Here is a 20348-nt window from a genome sequence, read left to right as displayed (position 1 = left end):
CCGGTACTCATTTTCATATCACTTTACAATAACTTTGGTTACTTCGCTACCACATCTGATAATGTAACAACCCGTCTCCTGTATTACGAACGTTACCGAACCATCGGCTTCTTTCGCATCAACAAGCTTACCTGCCACGTCATAAACAGTCACTGCTCCATTAACATTCTCAACCTGTATATGATCCTCACAAACAGTGACTTTCATGGCTTCTGCCAAGTTCATATCAGAAATACCGGTAGCATTCGGATCCTGCAATGTAAAGTAAACCGGTTCTCCTTGTTCCAGATGCAGACTTACTTGTGTATTGCCATCAGCCAAAGTACTAACAGAAACGCCATCAACAGCCTTCTGAAGTTTCCATTCACCTTTTACAACAATCGTAGCATTGGTTTCCTGTTCAATCCACTTAAACAGCTCGTGCGTTTTCGGGCGAAGGTTCGGATTAGCAACCGCAAATGAGATAGTCTTTGCTCCTGTATTGGCCTTCTCCATCAATAACAACTCCGAGTCGGAGGACTTCACATTGGCAAAGCTGAGTCCGTCTGCCGCTCCAAAGAACGTATAAGCAGTAATACCCTGCGGTTTGTAAGTCAATGCATGCAATTTCTCATTCTGTGCTTCCACTTTGAAAATATCTCCTCCGTTACCAGCAAGTTTTGCAGATAATTGCTGCATCTTCTCGGGTGTTGTCCCCGGAACAGCAACAAACAGGTATTCTTTATTTTCCGGTTTTACCCCGTGGTCAATATAAGCCTTGGCAGCCATTACCGTATTCATATCGCCTGTAACATCGCTGCCGTCTTCACGAGGAGCGGTTTGATTAGCATGTTTGATAACAATCGGGTCATTGCCTTTCGGAATAAAGTATCCCGTCGTTTGCGGAGTTACCAGCCATACATCCTGCTCTGAATTATTAGTCATATTCTCTGCTCCCGGAGCCATCACCTGCCCGTTTACGACCAAGTCACTGCTAATACCTTCATAATCGATTCCCTGGAACAAATTCGTAGCCGTAATCATATCATCTCCATAACTTCCTTTAGCACTGATACCACTGCCCATACTGATGAGCATACCATCGAATGCATAAACCGATTTCTTAAACTGCAGGTTGGTCGGAGTAAACTGTTGACCTCCCCAATCATCGCTCTGTAGGAAATCCGTTCCAAAGATACCATACTGCCCCCAAGCCAATGCTCCGGAAAAATCCTTTTTCGAATACTGGCAGTAAGTACCTTCCGTACTTTTTCGTGGCATCATCTCTTTCCATGAAGTATAATGTACAGTAGTAGCTCCCGGTACAACATTCCAGTCCCAACCTCCGGACATTTTACTACCTGTCGCATTGGGTGCTGTTTCAACAGGATAACCACATACAGCCGCCCCACCATCATACATGACTTCCAAAGTGCCATGGCTCTGGTAACGTCCGAACCGGTTACTGGTTGTATAAATTTCCGTTCCCCAGAACTGAGTAGTAGCACTACGCATGGTAGCTACCCAGTTATTCTGCCGGTAAATACCAGCCGGACTATAATTAAACTGATAGTAACCGTCTACTTTTGCCGGCTCTATATCATACTTATCCGTCATAAAGAAATAGTTATAGAATGCTGCCAGCTCCATATCATATTTGGTACCCAGAATATCACCGCCACCTTCTATCAGGCGGTCCACATACCAGGCTTCTGACGGAACAATTCCACCGCCATCTGTATACGGATGTCTTCCACAAAGACTGTTAGCTGCATAGTAGTCTGTTCTATTTGCCCCCTTTACTGCCATCAGATACATGGATACAATCGCTTTACGAATACGTTCGTAAGAGTCTTTCTTTACTTGGAAACAAGTTCCTTTCAGTGTATAAATATAATTGCACCATGCTTTATAAGCATACATATATGCATTATAGTGTGTATCGTGGTGAAAACCTGTTCCGTCCACTTTCAATACCTCCCGCCCTGCCGGAGTATAAATAGTATGCAACTCCATGAAACGAACCATATCTTTCAGATTCTGGATAGCCTCTTTCTTATCAGTAGGAGCAACAGCCAGTGCAAACAGATGTTTAAAGTAGTTACACAAATAATCCGCATTCATCCAGGAAACCAGGTAATCATTATCGGCATATACCATATTTGCTTCGAGCATCCAAGTCATAGCCTTTATCATCTCTTTTCTCTGCTCCTCCGTATATTCGGACATTGCTGCTATAAAACCTGCAGGAATATCATCTACACTACCATAATGACTATATGTAAGGCGTTCGAAATCATAGAAGATGCCTTGATCCAGAATATAATCAACATAATCTTTCAATAAATCTTTCGCTTCCTGATCTCCCTTCTTTGCATGAGCTGCCAGTGCTTGCACCCTTTGAGAAATATCAATCATAATATCGATTGTCAGTTCTTCGCTCCCTCCTAATGCAGGACCATTAATCGAACCGTCTTCATTGCGGACCAGACCGAGAGCTGACATATAAGATCGTAAAGTTTTCATCGTTACTGTTGTAGCAGGAACCGTAGCCAATGCAGTTTTCAACTTTTCAAAGTCAGTAATTTCCTGCGCTGTAGGTTCATTGATTACTTTGTTCTGACCAGCAGCATACGCTTTCAGCAATTGAACACGGTCTTTATATAAATATTCCAGATCCGGCATCATCAAATCCTGATACAGTACTTTCCAATTGGAAGATTTAGGTGCATCAAAATTCACTTTATCCAGGTATATTTTTGTATTACCTGCATTCTTTCCGGCATAAGTAAACCGTATATCGGTAATAGTAACTGCATTCTTATTCGCATAATCCGAGTAGAACCGGTTGAACTCACGCCATCCTTTAAAATTCATTGAGATATGACCGGTTTTTACCGCTTTACCGGTTTCGTCCAGATAGTCAATCGTTATCTGATCATCACACGGTTGTGAGTTATGTATCTCAAAAAATGCCGACTGACTGCCAATGGTAAACTCTCCGACAGAAACGGTCAGCGTTCCTCCATCTTTCGTATCCCAGCATAAAGCCTGATTCCCCTCACTACGATGTTCTTTACTCAATGATAGTGTACTGTTCACTGCACTCCACTGTTCCAATTCCGATACATTCTCAAAAGTAAATGCTTTCGGCTTGTTTGTTTCCAGTGTAGATAATTTATCAAAACGTACATCATCGATGTATGATTCTGCATTGTTCTGGTTATAAAACAATATACAGAAGTTAGTAAGGTCTATATCTGTAGATTCTTCCACGGGTTTCGACTCCCAGAAGTCCGGCTCCACTTTCGATAAATCAAAGTCAATTGTGTATTTAACCCAGTTATCGGTCAGTTTTAAAACAACCGATGCCTTTTTATTATCAGCCACATTATCTTGTTTCACAACAAAGAAACGACCTCCGGAAGCATCCGAGTTATCCTCTTTCGTAAGGAAAGTATATACTCTGAGCTGAGCTTCATTCATTGATTTGGCATAGAATGTCAAACGATAAATATCACGATCTGCTTTTCCTTTCATACGTTGTGCCAGGAAATCTTTATACCAGGTACCGGGCGCTCCGGTCATTTTTGCAACCTTTCCGTGCTCCGGGTCATCTACAACAGCAAACTGTACTACATTCGGCTGAGGATTATTCGTAACCCATTCATTGAAGAGATAAGGCTGTGTTTTAAAGCCCCGGGTCAAATCTGCATTGTCGAAACCATTGTCTCTAATCTGTATAGCATACTTATCATTTTCTGACGCTGGCAACGGCATCAGATAAATATCACGGTTATCGGCTGTTATGCCCCTCGCCTCATAAGAGGCCTTCACACGTGGATTATACAGATTTGTCTCGTATACTTTTTCCGTTCTCACCAATTGGAACCATCTTTTGAATTCAGCAAAAAATTCCCATCCCCGTTCATCAAATACAGCCTTGTCAAAATCGGCTTCGTTCAATCCGGCAGCAAGCTCGGTTCCTCCGGCCCGGTTACGTATCTGATTTATACATTGGTATGCTAAAGCATCCGGCCCCTTATCCGCTTTATTCTGAGCCTCAGCATAAATCAACAGTACATCTGCATAACGATAAATAGGAGTAATGCCACTTGTTTGTGCACTCAGTGGTTCTATTCCTCCATAATCACGGTATTTATTAATAGCAGGAGAACGCATTTCCGATACCTTAAAGTCTTTCGCTCGTTTCCCCTCACCGAATTTTGTTACAAAATTAAAAGCCTTACGAGTATCTTCCGGATAACGTTCATAGAAACAGGAATCGGCCAGATAATCACTCCAGGCACCTGCATTCTCTTCCATTGCCATGTAAGAGATACCATAATTACTGGATCCGACAATGGTATGATTCAATGCCAGAATATGTTCCGTATCGTCTCCGCAAGTAGCCTCTTTCCACAAATCTTCATAACGGGGCAATAGAGAGTATTTTCCACTCTCAATCACCTCTTTAGCCGTTTCTTTTGCTAATGTATATTTATCTGTCTGTTTAAGAGGCCATCCTGCCATAGTCAGATATACCTCCGCCAGACAAGTCTTTGCTGCCCACTTAGTGGGGGTAGAATTGGCTCCGGCACTTCCTAAACGTCCCTGTTCCGGTAATTTCTCTGCCGCAGCCTGTAAATTTGGAATAATCACCTGATTATAAATGTCGCTTATCGCATTACGACCGATGATTGTACTACCTAGAATATCTTCTTTCTGCTCCGAATCTTTATAAGCCGGCACCTCTCCAAACCAACGAACCAGTTGGTAATAGGCAAACGCTTTGAAAAAATGGGCCTCTCCGGCATATTGCACTTTGTCACTTTCGGTAAGAGCGGTTGAATTTTGAACTGTTTCCATCAAAAGATCACACTCTCTTATCAACGTATACATGTCCTGCCATATGATTTTCACATCACCGTCAAATGCCGCATCTATTTTCAGCTCGTCCATAGCATAATGACGCTTAGCTACCGATCCTCCGACAATATCATCCGCTCCTAATCCTAAAATCTGCGGGCGACAATTAAATCCCCAATTACCGCCCCATAGTGTAGTGTATAACTTATTGGCTGCCGTTTCCAATTCTGCTTTAGTCATGTAAGACGAAACAGATGCTTTTAGTTCTTGTAAAGACTGGTGCTGCAAGTGTTCGGAAACAGCCTGAGCATGTGATACCTCGTTTGACTCAAACAAGTTTGCAGGGGCAAACCATGCTGCATAACCAATGCCGGCAGCCCCACATAATGTCAATGCTAATAAAATGTTTTTCATTGGATTTCTTTTTTTAAGTTAAGTTTCGCGAACTCTTATCTTCCGGTAACCGTAACAATCCGGTTATCGGCTACTGAAGACAGAGCTCACTAAACTACGTTTTTTCTATATTAATAGACTCTCGGATTAGCCTCAAAACCACAATCAACTTGTTCCTGTTCGGGAAGTGGCATCAAATAGGTACGACGCTCTTCTTTGGTAATTCCATTCTTCATCATAGATGCTTTCACACGCGGATTATATTGATTCATTTCCCATACTTTTTCCGTTCTCACCAGTTGAAACCATCTCTTAAACTCAGCGAAAAATTCCCAACCGTATTCATCAAACACGGCTTTATCAAACTCCTCTTCGTTCATGTTTTCCGCTTTGTCATACACTCCGCCTCCTGCCGCACGTTTACGAATATCATTCAGACATTGGTATGCCAATGTATTGGGACCATGCTCTGCACGATTCTGGGCTTCAGCATAAATCAGTAATACTTCAGCATAACGATAAATTGGGGTAATACCCGAAGATTGCGCACTCATTTCTGCTCCATTCGCGGTAGTTGTGCCCCCGTAATCACGGTATTTATTGATGGCAGGAGAACGCATCTGTGTTTTACGAAAATCTTTCGCTCTTTTCCCTTCACCCATTTTAGTGATAAAGTTGAATGCCTTCCGTTCATCGGCCGGATAACGTTCATAAAAACAGGAGTCTGCCAGATAATCACTCCATGCAGCCGTACTTTCCTCCATTGCCATATATGAAATACCATAGTTACTGGCTTGATTTACCTTGTCATGAGGTAACGCGAACATATGTTCCGTCGCATCAAGCTTAGTAGCTTCTTTCCATAATTCTTCGTAATGCGGAAGTAATGAATAACCTCCTTCATCAATAATTTCTTTTGCCTTATCACGGGCAAGTGCAAAATTTTCTGTCTTTTTTAATGGCCATTCTGCCATGGTCAGGTATACATCGGCCAGACATGCCTTAGCTGCCCATTTGGAAGGAGTTTCATTTGAACCGTTATTCTTCCGTCCTCTTTCGGGCAGATACTCTTCGGCTATCTTCAAAGAAGGAACAATAATCAGATTGTAAATATCTTCTGTCTTGTTACGGGTAATGTCCGTACTCCCCAATATATCTTTATAACAAGTGGAATCGGTAAATCCGGGAACATCCCCAAAATAACGCACAAGATGAAAATAAGCAAATGCACGCATAAAATAAGCCTCACCCAAATAGGGTTTCTTGGCTTCATCAGCCATAGTTGGAGAAGCTTCCAGTCCCTCTATAAACTGATTGCTTGCTTGTATCACAGCATATAAATACTCCCAAACCAAATCAACATCATCACCATGTACATAAAACTCATCAATCAGATAATGACGTTTACTAACCGAACCTCCGATAATATCATCGGCTCCTAATCCCAAAATTTGGGGACGGCAATTGAATCCCCAGTTATTAAACCACAATTTTCGATATAAACCATCAGTCAGGCTCGTTACATTGTCCTGATTATATTCAATATTCTCCGGAGTTGGAAAGCTCAATGGCTCTTGAAACAAATCAGCACACCCGGAAAGCCCAATACAACCTGTAAAAGCTAACGCTACAATATATTTTTTCATAAATCAATCTGCTTTTTATTATTAAAACCCAAAATTCAACCCAATCAGATAATTACGTCCGTTAGGATAATATCCGTAGTCGATCCCCGAGGTCAGTGGACTTTTCAATGTAACCTCCGGATCGATACCGGAATAACCGGTAAACAGGAATGGATTCTGGATAGAAGCATATATCCTCAATGTACTGATTCTCATGCGTTTCAATACCGTTTCCGGTAAATTATATCCCAATGTGATACTCTTTACTTTCACAAAATCACCTCTTTCCACGTATTGAGATACAGATTTCTTTGAATTACGTTTTGATATAAAACCGGCAATATCCGAATTCTCATTCTCCGGTGTCCAACGATTCAGCCATTCCGGATTAGGACCTAACTCCAACGGACTATCCCCTACTCCCAAACGAGCCGCACGCGTATAATTATAAATATCAAAACCGTGTACCCCAATGACAAACAGGCTTAAGTCAAATTTCTTATAGGTAAACGTATTATTCCATCCCCACTGAAAAGAGGGTTGCCCATTACCGATAATAGTCTGGTCTTCCACCGTTATCTGCTTATCTTCGCTACCATCCAGATTCTTGTACCGATAAGATCCCGCTTCTGTTCCCTGTGGAGCATCAGCCAATTCACTTGTTTTCCAAACACCGTCACTTACATATCCCCACATCGTTCCAAGTTTTTCGCCCTTTATATTACGGAAATAGTCGTTCTGATATCCACCGCTAATAATAGCATATTCCAAATCTCCGTCCAGGCTTTCAATAACTCCTTTATTGTGTGATAAAGTGATATTCGTATTCCACCTGAAATCTCTGGCAGCTACAGGATCGGCTCCGATAGTAACCTCAAAACCTTTATTACGTATTTCGGCTGCATTCTTCAAACGGGTCTTGAAACCAGTATATAACGGTGCAGTCACATCCAGCAAAGCATCTTTGGTCAGTTTATCATACACATCTACCGTAAATGTCAGGCGATTATTGAATACTCCGAAGTCAATACCCGCATTCCACTGTTTTGTACGTTCCCACCGCAGACCTTTCGTTCCGATCCGCTTGGTTGTAAGAGTCAAATTATCATTTGCATCACGGGTTGCTTCCAACTCTGTCCAGGCAGAATATGCGGCTACAGCCTGGTTTCCTGTTTCACCATAGCCGGCACGGAGTTTTAATTGACTCAGGAAATCAACATCACGCAAAAATGATTCTTCCTTCATATTCCATGCCAAAGCCATGGAAGGGAATTGTTCCCATCTCTTCTCTGACGAAAGATTGGAAGAACCGTCATAACGCCAGGAGGCAGTCAGCATATACCGGTTCATAAGAACATAATTTACTCTTGCCATATAAGAAAGCATGAAAGACCGGGTATGTCCGGAAGAACCATATACTTTTTTAGCCAAAGAGGTATTATTGGCGCCTATTTCTTCGGAAATCAACTCACGACCTTCACTCTTATTGTTCATATTATTACTATACTGTTGCTCAATAACGGCTGTAGCATTAATACGATGGTTTTTATTAAACTCTTTCACATAGGATAGAATATTCTGGTTCGTCCAGGAATAATTTTGGGTACTGGTAAAAGCAGCAGAGTTATATCCGCTGTTCCACCCACTCAGGCTCCCTTTCGTATTGGTATTCAATGCACTGGTATTCCCAAACCAGAAATTCTGAGTAGTCCGTAGCGTTAGTCCTTTCAAGATCGTAACATCTACATACCCCTGTATTGTAGAACTATAATAATAACCGTCTTTATCTACCTCATTGATATGAGCCATCGGGTTGAATTTACGACCTCCCTGTATATCTTTGTGATGATAAGCTCCATCTTCATCTTTCGGTAAAACAGTATTCGGGAAATTCAACGCATCTACCAAGGTATTCTGCCATCCGCTAAAGTTCACCCCGGAATCCTTAGAGTAACTGCCATTAAAGTTCACACCTGCTTTTAACCATGGAAGAAGTTCTGTATCCACCTTCAAGCGGGCATTGATCAACTTGCGTTGCGACTCTTCAATCGTACCTTCGTTATAATTATAACGCCCGGAAAATACAAATTGAGTTTTTTCATTTCCTCCGGTCACCGACAATTCATGTGTATGCTCCAACGCCACATCCCGGAAAATAGCGTCCAGATAGTCATATCCACCTCCATTATAGAAACCTTTAACAGCATCTGCATCATAGAAAACCTGAGGATCCAGACCTGAATTCCGGTTAATTTCTCTTCCGTAATCATTAGCCAAATCGGCCATTTGTCCGGGAGACAAAATATCAGGAAGAGTATACGGCTTTTTAAAATTGACATATCCGTTATAATTCACATTTACTTTTCCGGATTTTCCTTTTTTAGTAGTAATCAAGATAACTCCATTCGCCCCGCGCGAACCATAAACAGCCGTAGCAGAAGCATCTTTCAGGACCTCGACGGACTCTATATCTCCCGGATTCAACATGCTCAATGTACCTCCGATAAAACCATCGACTACTACCAGCGGACCACCATCTGCCTTGATGGAGTTGGCTCCGCGTACACGGATCGTAGCTCCCTGGGTAGGGTCACCCGAAGCGGAAACAATACTAACCCCCGCCATGCGTCCCTGAAGTGCATTCTCAATATTATTAGTCGGTGTATTTTTCAGAATATCGTCTGCTTTAACAGAAGCAACCGCCCCCGTTAAATCCGACTTACGCTGTACACCATAACCTACTACCACTACTTCATCCAGAGCTTGCGTATCGTCCTGCAGCGTTATTGTCAGACTTTTCTTTCCTGCTACTTTGACCTCTAATGTCTGATAACCGACAAAGGAAATTTTCAAAGTTGCATCCCTCCGTACGTTGTCCAACTTAAAGTTTCCATCCACATCCGTAATGGTACCCATTGTCGTACCTACCACCAGAACAGATGCTCCAATCACGCCCTCCCCGGCTTTGTCAATAACCTTACCAGTTATAGTCCCTACCTGTGCCCATACTATTTGTGTCATCAGGCAGCAAACTACAAACAGGCTCCACAACCTTTTTGTCGCCAAATTACTTTTTTTCATACTATTTTATTTCTAAAGTTATTTCACCAGAACTTTAAATGTCTTCGAACCGTTTACATTGCTGACTTTCACCAGATAGAAACCATTTCCGGACATGTTTATAGTGTTATCACCAGCGGTAACCGGCACACTAAGAACCATTTCACCTACAATAGAGTAAACCTCTACAACCGAATTTTCATCAGAGGTTACTACCAACTGATTCCCATAAGCCACCACTGAGGAACCGTTATCTGCTTTGTTCGGATAAATGCCGGTCAGTGCCGAACCCTGGTAAGCTCCCATATTTATTTTACCATTTACAATACGATCATTTCCTGCAATATCTTTCTTCATGAATTTTTCAACCCAGGTATCTTCCAGTTCACAATTATAGTCAAATTCAGTAGTACCGGAGTTTATAGCTAATGAAGCCTCCTTCAAAGAATAATCAGCCTTTGCAGATTCCTCTTTCTGAGTTGCATCCACAGCAACCCCTTTGAAAGAAGCAGGATTTACAAATGGAGTAACATCTACAACATTATTACTATTCGTTGCTTCTCCAAAATCAATCTCTGTATCAAAAGCACTGTATTCTATCCAACACAGTTCGTTATTAGCTGCAACCTCCACAGTTTTTTCTCTACTTGCTTCATTGTTTACTACAATATTATTATACCAGAAAGGACTACCGGCACCATCAATATACAAAGTACCTTTATTATTGGCAATGGTATTATTCAACTGAGTACCTCCCTGAATATCCATCAGTAAGCGGTTACTTGTATTATTCACTATCAGATTATTAGCAAGAACCATATTGGAGACCGTTGTAATAATAGCACTTCTCCATTCGTCTCCACTTTCTGTTGTATTTTGATTATTACGAACAATGTTGTTAGTAAAACTTGCCTGTACATTTGACTTTCCGGAAAGCACAGTACCAGAAACAGTTGTGGCATTTCCTTCAAACAGACAGTCGGTTATCGCCATCGTACCTTCTGACCAGTCATAAGCAATTCCAATACATTTATCTGTATTATCTTTAAAAAGACACTTGGTAATCAGCACTTCATCTGATTGATTCTGTGGTCCACCATTATAATTATAAAGTCCAAAAGATTGCATTTTGTTAGCCTCAAAGACACAGTTCTCCATACGATTTGGCAAACTGCCTACTGCATAACCACAAAAATAAATCACTGAATTAGTCTTCGTCAAATCACCCAAATTGCTGTTATTGGCAAAATAACAATCACGCACTATGAAATTCTCTTCACCATAAACAAGGGTAGCATTAGCTGCGCAATTAATCACTTTGTTATTCTGGAAAGTAACAGAATTTCTAAAATATAAAAAACGCCAGTCCTTAGTTACCTTATAATTATTAAAAGTAATTCCATCCACATACAGCATATCCCAAAGAGAACTTTTATCCTCCCGCTCCATCAAACGGTTTTCATTCTCACCGGTAAAAATCGTTTCATTTGTAAAGTTCCAGGGTTCAGCTTGAGGATTGGGTCGTTGGCGTGCATCGACAGAAGTTTCTCCTTTGGCAAATCCACCATAAAAACTTACTCCATTTTTCATCATAATAGATGTATTAAAGACGTAGGTGCCTGCAGCAATATAAATATCATCACCTTTATCGGCTTTGCTTATTGCCACATTCAAATCTTTCACCGCCGTCTCCCAGGAAGTCCCGGCATTGTTGTCATTACCATCAGTAGTTACGTAGATTACTTTCGCACTCATGCCTGAGCAGAGAACCAAAGCACACATTGCAGAGAATAATGTCTTTTTCATACTATAAATTTTAAAATTGATAAGTTTTACATCGGTTTTTGATGCAACAAAAGTGGAATAAATATGAAAGAGAGGGATGCATATTGCGTACTTAAAGGAGGCACATCAAGTACAATTCACCAATATACAACATGCAGGAATTATTCTGTACGCAATGTGCACCTGATTGTACGCATAGTGCACATCAATCTAATAAATTTCGTATTAAACCTGCCCCTGCTATTGTATTAACACAATTAACATTATTCTTTAACAACCGCCTCCTGTCTTGTAAGAGTGTACACTTTTGCACTACAAAAATGTACATCTTTGCATAGCAAAAATGTACAATTAACACATGAATAAGTGTACACTTTTGCAAAACATTAAACAAGAGGCTATTATCTGTTATAAATCAGATGATTGTATAATATCAACGAAGTATATTCTGCCCAAAAATTTCTTTTGAAAAATATCTGTAATTACTTTTTTGACTATTACGTATTTGCCGAATAAATCCAATATAAGAGGTGAAGAGAATATCACGTACATAAAAAACGACTGATACAGAATTGGGCATATATCATACACCAAAAACTTATACGATGATGAGCGCCTCTTTACCCGCCAGTTTCCTCTTCCGTTTCTTCCACATCCTCGTCCTTATTACCCGTGCGATAGAATAATGGGCTGATGCCATATACTTCCTTAAAGCAACGGCTGAAGTAACGGGGAGAGCTAAAACCTGTCCGGTCTGCCACCTCAGCTATAGACAAGAACAATTCATTCTTCAGAAGATAAGCGGCTTTTTTCAAACGAATTGTCAAAATGAAATCGTTCGGAGTTTGTCCGGTAATAGCTTTCATTTTAGAGAAGAAGTTGGTGCGAGAGATACACAACTCACGAATCACGTCATTCAGACTAAACTCTGCATTATCCATATTCTTTTCAATAATGGCAACGGTACGGTCTAACAGATCTTTATCCATCGGATTGGTTGCTAACATCTGAACACGGGTCTGTGGCTGTTTACTAAACTTCTCCTGCAATACGATACGACTGTTCACCAGATTATTACATCTGGAAATAAGCAGGTTCACATTAAAAGGTTTCGTGATATAATCGTCCGCACCAATACGCAAGCCTTCAATGGTATGCTCTATCGCAGTACGGGCCGTCAATAAAACAACCGGAATATGACACGTTTCGAAATCCTGCTTTATCTGCTTGCAGAGTTCAATACCGGTCATTTTAGGCATAACCACATCGCTAATAATAAGATCAGGCATCCTATCACGAGCCTCTTTCAATCCCTCTTCTCCATCCGCAGCGGTTATTATCTCATAATAAGGTTCAAACAGACCCGCCAACATTTCTCTTAAAGAGTCATTGTCCTCCACAATCAGCACCTTCGCTCCTTTGATACGTTCCTTCACCGTATCGTCCAGCACCTGCTGCTCAACCATGAATTTCGATTCGACAACGACCGCCGCCTCCTCTTCTTTCGGCTCCTCTGTCTCTATCTGTTCTGCGGTGAAATGGGCATTTCCTAACTTTAACGCAATAGTAAACGTTGTCCCACTGGTCTGATTGCTGCTAACCTCAATCCGCCCCTTATGTAACTCCACAATACCTTTACTCAAGGCCAGCCCAATACCTGTTCCCTGAGTATTCTCCGGATCATTGCTGGTTTGATAGAAGCGTTCAAAAATCTTCCCTGCTTCTTCCGGCTTGATTCCTTTACCACTGTCCTGCACTTCAATAATAGCTTCTTCTCCTCTCTTACTGATGTTAATGGAGATACTTCCTTTCTCAGGAGTATATTTAAAAGCATTTGACAGCAAATTATTAATAACTTTCTGCATCTGACGCGAGTCATACCAAACCTCCAACTGATCCTGATCTTTATTGAAATAGAATTTGATATGCCGGGTAGATGCATATTCGATATAAAGCAGATAGTTTTCATATAAGAAGTCAACCAGATTATGCCTGCTCACCTTTATCTTCATATGTCCTTGCTCCTGCTTGCGAAAATCAAGTAATTCACTGATCAATCCCCGTAACTGGAGCCCGTTCTTATAAACATTCAGAAGTTTATTGTAAATAGCCGGTGGAAACGACTGTACCTGCAGTAACATTTCAATCTGCCCCACAATAACCGTCAACGGAGTACGGAACTCATGAGAAATATTAGTAAAGAAACGGAGTTTAGATTGGTTCAGTTCCTCTACATCCCGAATGCGCTGTTTCTCGTATTTAAGAGATTCTTGCAATTTTATTCTTCCATGATAGGTCCTCACTATATAATAAAGAAGGCTAATCGTAGTGACAGCATAGATAAGATAGGCCCAGATTGTTTTGTAAAACGGAGGAAGAACGGTTATGTTAAGACGATATTCCGGTTGATACACATTATTAATTCCTGCCGGTTTTACAATCAGGGTATAGTCACCCGGCGACAGATTGGTATAAGTAATAGTACGTTGCTTGTATATCTTTGTCCACCCATTGGAGAATCCCTCTAACCGGTACACAAACTCATGCTGATTGGCAGCAATATAATTGGAAACAGCAAATTCCAGATTTAAAACCGAATGATCACTTTTCAGCGTAATAGCAGAGGTGTCATAAAAAGAAGATTTCAGAATGCCTGTCTTGTCATTGATACCCACCTCTTCGCCATTCACCCAAAGTCCTACCGGAAAGATATCATAAGGTTTAGGAGGAATATTGAGACTTTTTTCATAGAATGAAACCATTCCTTTAATACCTCCCAAAAATATTTCACCATCTTTACATTGATATAATGAGTTCTCATTCAACGTAGTGAAAGGAAAGCCATTCTCATTATCATAATTATAAAATAGCTTCGTGTAATAATCAAAAAGGGTGAATCCCTGGTTAGTGGTCAGCAACAATTTGCCGTTTAAAGACTCTGTTACAGCATAAATACAATCACTACCCAAGCCGTTTTTCTTAGAATTGAAATTCTCAAACTTACCTGTCTCCCGGTAATAAACGTCAATGCCGGAACTAATCGTCGAGAACCACAGATTGCGATGACGATCTTCGGCAATACAGGTTATCATATTATCGCTTAAACAATTTGTCTTCTCCGGATCATATCTGTAATTCACCAGCTCCTTCGTATCAAAATGGTAAGCATATACGCCATGCCCTTCTACCCCAATCCACAATAATCCCTCCGAATCTATTTTCAGATAATGTGAAAATAGATTTAACAACAAAGTGGAGTTTCCCGTCTCAGGATTGAATTGAAAGACGCCATCATAAGAAGCCAGCAACAAATCATCTTTATAGGGAATAATGTCCAGTATCACATTGGATGCTTGTTTTCCTTCTATATCAGGAAGCTTATAAGTGGTAATCTTGTCTGTTTTTAAATCCAGTTTATTAACTCCCTCCTGATGGGTTCCGATCCAAAGCGCTTCCCGTTTCTCGTCATAGTACAAAGCTTTAATGTTATTATGCGAAAGAGAACCGCTACCCTCCCTATGTTTATACCATTTGAAACGCTTGTTGGTACGATCATAAAAATCCAGTCCACCCCCTTCGGTAGCAATCCACAAGTTTCCTCTCTTGTCTTCTGCAAAACAACCGATCACCGGAAAACTAAGTCCCTCGTTCTCGTGCAATCCGGGACGATAATGGGTATAAATTTCATATTCGGGATTAAAATAGTTCACCCCACCGAAATAAGTGCCTACCCAGAGAGTTCCCTGGTGATCTTTAATAATGCAATAAACAGAAGCATTACTCAAACTTCCCGGTATATCCGTAGAAGTATAATAGACAAATTCGTTTTTCTTCTTATCAAACTTATCTAACCCATTGAAAGTTGCGATCCACAAATTTCCCTGATTATCTTCACAGCAATCACGCACTGAGTTAGAAGAAATACAGTGTGCTTTGTCTGCTCCTCCATCTGTATAATGTACGATTTCATCATCAGAGATATGAAAAAGTCCGTCCTCCCAGGTACATACCCAAACATCACCGGACAAATCCTGATAGAGATTAAAGACATTACACCGGGGCAAAACACATTTCTGACTCGCCTGTCCTCTCTCCAAACAATATAGCCCTTCTCCCCGGGTACCGAGCCACAATCGCCCCCTACTGTCTTTCAGTATGGAAGAGACCTGTATGTTTCCTTCTAAAGAGCAATAAGGCTCCACCTGACGGCTTGCGACATCGTAATAATAGACAAAATTGTTACCACCTATCAGTAATGTATCAGCACTATAAGTAATTGAGTAACCCGCACCCCTCTGAATCGTTTCAAATGTTTCAGTACGCATATCAAAAGAACATATCCCCTCAATTGTCTGTATATATAGATGTCCTTTATCATCACCACAAATCTTCCGGACATCTTTTCCTAAAATAGAATGACTGTTCTCCCGTTCCGGCTTGTAACTTTGTATCCGATTGCCATTGTAGACGTTCAACCCGTCACGTGTTCCTATCCATATCCTACCAAGTTCATCTTTATATAAACAGTAGGCTGTAAACTGTGAAAGTCCATTCTCAGTAGATAAATAATTGAACGATATGTCTTGCGCAATAAGCTTAGTAACCCAAAATAGTGAAATAAGAAATAAGGTAATCCTACTTATATTCTGATGCTTTATGTTTTTCATATCAGAGACGAATTAGATTCTTTATTGCGCAAAAATACGATAAATAAGAATCACGCCCAACTCTCTCATTAATAAAAAGACAAACAGGTTATTTACTACGCACCTTCTTCATCCTTTTATAAGACCGGTGTCCATATATAGTTACCACTACAAAACAAATAAATGGAAGTATAAACGACAAATTCACTGCCGGCATGCCAAACAAAACCGATTGGTCAATAATGCTTGCCTGAACCGGAGGTAAGACAGAACCACCCAGAATGGCCATAATCAATCCGGCAGCACCAAACTTGGCATCATCACCCAGCCCCTGAAGGGCAATACCATAAATGGTAGGGAACATCAACGACATACAAGCTGAGACACCTACCAGACAATACATTCCACTAATATTCTGAAAATAAATAACTCCTACTGTAAAACAACAGGCAGCAATTGCAAGTATTTTCAGTAAAAGCCCGGGATTGAGATAACGCAAAATAAACGTACAAACAAAGCGGCTCACACAAAAAATGACCATCGCAACAATATTATACTGTTGAGATAAAACCTCGGCCGCTTGCTCACTCATCCCCTGGGAGACAAACAGACGGGTACCATATTGAATAATGAATGTCCAGCACATAATCTGTGCACCTACATAGAAAAACTGTGCAATAACTCCTTCCCGGTAATGTCGAATAGAGAAGATGCGTTTCAGCGTTGGTAAAAAATCAATCGAATGAGAATGATCACAACTTTTGGGCATCTTCACCATACGAATCAGTAACAACATAATGAGAATAATGACTCCAATCACGAGATAAGGAGCTATAAGTACTGCCAGATCCGAATCACGCACCGCTTCGAACTCCGTAGGAGAAAGCTGACTGCGTTCTGCTGTCCCCATCGGATTGAGACGATTCTGAATAAAATTCATGGCCACATACATACCTAACAATGATCCCATCGGATTGAAGGATTGAGCCAGATTAAGCCTGCGGGTAGCTGTCTCTTCCGTTCCCATTGACAAGATATAAGGATTGGCACTCGTTTCAAGAAAGGACAACCCACACGTCAAAATAAAGTAAGCGATTAAAAAAGGATAATAACATCCGGTCATCATTGCCGGGAAGAAAAGTAACGCACCCAATGCATACAACCCCAACCCAAGCAGAATACCCGCTTTATAAGAGTACTTACGAATAAACATCGCCGCCGGAAAGGCCATAGCGAAATAACCACCATAAAAAGCAACCTGTACCAACGCACCATCGGTTACACTCATTCGGAATATTTTGGAGAACGCTTTCACCATAGGATTGGTGATATCATTGGCAAATCCCCAGAGTGCAAAACAACTGGTGACAAGAATAAAAGGGATGAGATAGCTTACACCATCTTTACTTAAAATCGTTTTTTTGGAAGTGTTGTTCATAATGGTAAAAAGGTTATTAGAAATTATTCTGATTCATATAAATAAAACATGCGCTCCATAGGTTGCCATTTCTGCGCTGAAGTAGCTCCGGGTTTTGTCAACTGGAATATGGACATATAATCTTCCCATTCCTGTTGACGCGACAGGGTGGCAAGGCGAGACATAGCAGTATCCCAATCAAACTCCAACGGGGTCTCTACAATCATAAAGAGACGTGTACCGAGAATATAAATTTCCATTTCAAGGATTCCAACCTCGCGAATACCTGCCATCACTTCCGGCCAGATATTTTCACGGCTATGCCGACGACGATACTCAGCTATCAATTCAGGATCATTTCTCAAATCAAGTGTCTGACAATAGCGTTTTACAGGCTGATGATATTCCTGTGTCCGATAACTCTTTATAGATGTTTCCATAAATCTATTCACTTTTAAATTATTCCTGTTATTTCTCTACGGTCTGCAATCTCTCCTTTGGCTAAAGCTTGCACCAGAATGTTACCAATGGCAGTAGCTTCTACCGGACCTGCATACACTGGAATACCCAGCGCTTCTTCTGTCAACCGGTTCAACAGCTTATTCCGGCAACCGCCTCCAATAATGTGCAGTGCCTCTACCGGAGCGGGCAACAAACGGTTTAATTGTTCGATCCCTCTTTTATAACGTTGTGCCAGTGACTTTAGTACACAACGCACATATTCACCTTGTGTAGAAGGTACCTGCAGTTCATGAGTACGGCAATAGTCGGCTATGGCAATTTCCATATCCGCCGGGCAGGCAAAAGCCGGATCATCGACATCAATCACAGAGGTGATTTCTGCCAGTTCAGCAGCAGAGATTAAAGCATCGTATTCAGTCTCCTTTTGGTTTTCGCCCCATTGGGCTATCAACCGTTGTAAAATCCACAAACCCGTAATGTTCTGCAGGAAACGAATCTTGCCTCCTACTCCACCCTCATTGGTAAAGCCAGACAGCCGGGCTTCTTCGGTCAATATAGGTTCATCGAGCTCAATTCCCAGTAATGACCAGGTTCCGGAACTCAAAAATGCATGACGAAGGCTTGTAGCAGGAGCAACGCTTTCAAGTACAGCATCCGTATCGGCAAACACAGAGCACCCTGTCCCCAAACCAACAGTAAACACAGCACTTGCCGTATCATGCGAACCTACGGCTATCACATCTACCTCATAATCCAAACCAAGTTCTGCGGCAACATCTTGTTTCAACTGTCCACGCACTGTACCAGGCATAACAATCTCTCCGAAAAGATGACCGGGTAAGCCCAACTGATGGATTAATGGCCAGTTCCACGTCCGGCTACGCGCATCCAACAGTTCGGAAGTAGACGCGATACTATATTCATTGTTTGCCGTTCCAGTCAGGAAATAGCTGAAAAGATCCGGCATAAACAACAGGCGGTCGGCTATCTCAAGAGTAGCATCTTCCTCTTTCTTCAAACTGTAAAGCTGGAAGAGCGTATTGATCGCCATCACCTGGATACCTGCTTCGGCATAATGTTGTGAAACATCCGTACCCGCAAAGAATTCTTCAGGAAGTCCATTTGTCCGGGAATCACGATAACAAACAGGGTTGCCCAACAAATTACCTTTCTTGTCTATTAACCCAAAGTCGACTCCCCACGTATCAATTCCAATACCCTTTATATGATAGCCCCTGCGGATCGCTTTACTTATGCCTTGTTTCATATCCGCAAACAGTGCCGGAAAGTCCCAGTAAAGATGATTACCCAATTTTACCTGCCGGTTGGGGAAACGGTAGATTTCCTCTAAATCTACCATTCCCGCACTGACAAATCCAGCCATAACCCGGCCACTTCCGGCACCAAAATCTATAGCTAAATAAGTATCTAACATCATTTTGTCTTTTTTCCTAAAACATACGTTTCAAGGTCATCTATTTCCTCCGGGGTCAATACAGTATAATCACCACCCGACTGGATAATAATACGACATGCCATCTCAAAAAACATAGCACGTTCAAAAGCCTCATCAAAATCTTTACCACACACTACTTGCCCATGTTTCAGTAATAACACCGAATTATGGTCCTTCATCCCGTCAATCACTCCTTGGGCCAGTTCTTTCGAACCAGGACGATAATAAGGAACCACCGGAATTTCGCTGCCTACGTGACAGGGTATTTCAGCTGTTACATTAAAATTGGTGGGACGGTTCTTCATACAAGCCACAGCAGTTGCATAATGTGACTGAAAATGAAGTACCACATTCACATCCGGACGTTCACGAAGAACACCAAAATGAAAGCCACTCTCCATAGAAGGTTTTACGCCATTCAAAACTTCACCGGTGGAAAGGCGACAAATTGAAACTTTTTCCTTTGGTAAAGAGGGTACCCATGATCCTGTACCGGTAATCAATACTTCATCACCGATACGCCATGAGATATTTCCACTACTACAGATTGTAAGATTTGCATCGCCTACACGATGTGCCTGAGCCATAAACTGCTCTATTTGTTCATTTGTTATCATAATACTTATTTGCTGTTTTTTTAAGTACTGTATCTTAAT

At 41.3% G+C, this 20348-nt stretch carries 9 protein-coding genes; all 9 read right to left on the bottom strand.

What is annotated here, in order from left to right; translation table 11 throughout:
* Positions 1 to 18: 18 nt before the first annotated feature.
* The 9 genes from QX565_RS04385 to QX565_RS04345 all read right to left on the bottom strand — a co-directional run bounded on the left by QX565_RS04385 (position 19) and on the right by QX565_RS04345 (position 20309).
* Positions 19 to 5262 carry a RagB/SusD family nutrient uptake outer membrane protein gene (locus QX565_RS04385; protein ID WP_289291516.1) on the bottom strand — a complete coding sequence of 1748 codons (5244 nt, stop codon included), beginning with the start codon at positions 5260 to 5262 and terminating at the stop codon, positions 19 to 21.
* A 110-nt stretch (positions 5263 to 5372) separates the two neighbouring features.
* Positions 5373 to 6887 carry a RagB/SusD family nutrient uptake outer membrane protein gene (locus QX565_RS04380; protein WP_221650690.1) on the bottom strand — a complete coding sequence of 505 codons (1515 nt, stop codon included), beginning with the start codon at positions 6885 to 6887 and terminating at the stop codon, positions 5373 to 5375.
* 21 nt (positions 6888 to 6908) lie between these two features.
* Positions 6909 to 9947 carry a SusC/RagA family TonB-linked outer membrane protein gene (locus tag QX565_RS04375; protein WP_289291513.1) on the bottom strand — a complete coding sequence of 1013 codons (3039 nt, stop codon included), beginning with the start codon at positions 9945 to 9947 and terminating at the stop codon, positions 6909 to 6911.
* 18 nt (positions 9948 to 9965) lie between these two features.
* Complete coding sequence (locus QX565_RS04370; protein ID WP_289291511.1) at positions 9966 to 11732, bottom strand: right-handed parallel beta-helix repeat-containing protein; 1767 nt, start codon at positions 11730 to 11732, stop codon at positions 9966 to 9968.
* A 599-nt stretch (positions 11733 to 12331) separates the two neighbouring features.
* Positions 12332 to 16378 carry a hybrid sensor histidine kinase/response regulator transcription factor gene (locus tag QX565_RS04365; protein WP_289291509.1) on the bottom strand — a complete coding sequence of 1349 codons (4047 nt, stop codon included), beginning with the start codon at positions 16376 to 16378 and terminating at the stop codon, positions 12332 to 12334.
* Between the two features lie 88 nt (positions 16379 to 16466).
* Positions 16467 to 17795 (bottom strand): L-fucose:H+ symporter permease, encoded by a 1329-nt coding sequence (fucP, locus tag QX565_RS04360; protein WP_221650694.1) that lies wholly within the window; start codon positions 17793 to 17795, stop codon positions 16467 to 16469.
* A 23-nt stretch (positions 17796 to 17818) separates the two neighbouring features.
* Positions 17819 to 18214: an L-rhamnose mutarotase gene (locus QX565_RS04355; protein ID WP_221650695.1), complete on the bottom strand. Its 396-nt coding sequence runs from the start codon at positions 18212 to 18214 to the stop codon at positions 17819 to 17821.
* A gap of 14 nt (positions 18215 to 18228) precedes the next feature.
* The gene (locus tag QX565_RS04350) at positions 18229 to 19671 is read right to left on the bottom strand and encodes a rhamnulokinase (RefSeq protein ID WP_221650715.1); all 1443 of its coding nucleotides are present in this window, start codon (positions 19669 to 19671) and stop codon (positions 18229 to 18231) included.
* A complete protein-coding gene (locus tag QX565_RS04345; RefSeq protein ID WP_002558716.1) occupies positions 19671 to 20309 on the bottom strand; it encodes a class II aldolase/adducin family protein in 639 nt (212 codons plus the stop codon). Before QX565_RS04345 ends, QX565_RS04350 begins: the two co-directional genes overlap by 1 nt.
* Positions 20310 to 20348: the final 39 nt, after the last annotated feature.

Source organism: Bacteroides sp. 41_26 (genome assembly GCF_949740115.1).
Taxonomy (GTDB): Bacteria; Bacteroidota; Bacteroidia; order Bacteroidales; family Bacteroidaceae; genus Bacteroides; species Bacteroides nordii.
The sequence above is the reverse complement of the archived record's forward strand: the minus strand, read 5'-3'. Positions and strand labels throughout refer to the sequence as shown.